Here is a 525-nt window from a genome sequence, read left to right on the forward strand (position 1 = left end):
ATAAGCACGGAATTCACCAATAATTGGATGACCACATATGTAAAGGTCGCCAATTGCATCTAACACCTTGTGAGTAACAAACTCATTCTCAAAGCGCAGACCTTCTTCGTTCAGAATTCGGTAATCGTCCAATACAATAGCATTGTCGAAACTACCACCCAAAACTAGGTTTTGAGATTGTAGGTACTCGATATCACGCATAAAGCCAAACGTACGTGCACGAGAAATTTCGCGAACGAAACCTTGAGATGAGAAATCAAACAGCAGGCGCTGCTCGTCTGATTCAATCGCAGGGTGGTTAAAGTCAATTTCGAAGTCCATACGAAAGCCGTTAAATGGGACAAATTCTGCCCACTTATCGCCATCTTCAAAACGAACTGGCTTTTTAATGCGGATAAAACGCTTAGGAACGTTTTGCATTTCGATACCAGCTTGCTGAAGCAGGTAAACGAACGGGCTTGCGCTACCATCCATAATTGGGATTTCAGGTGCGTCAACTTCAACAATAATGTTGTCGATGCCCAT

General features: G+C 43.0%; 1 protein-coding gene. It reads right to left on the reverse strand.

The features are described from left to right. On the reverse strand, nucleotides 1-525 hold a 525-nt coding region (gene lpxC / locus R7E78_RS30310), incomplete at both ends, for a UDP-3-O-acyl-N-acetylglucosamine deacetylase (RefSeq protein WP_318059169.1).

The organism is Vibrio sp. YT-19(2023), assembly GCF_033337395.1.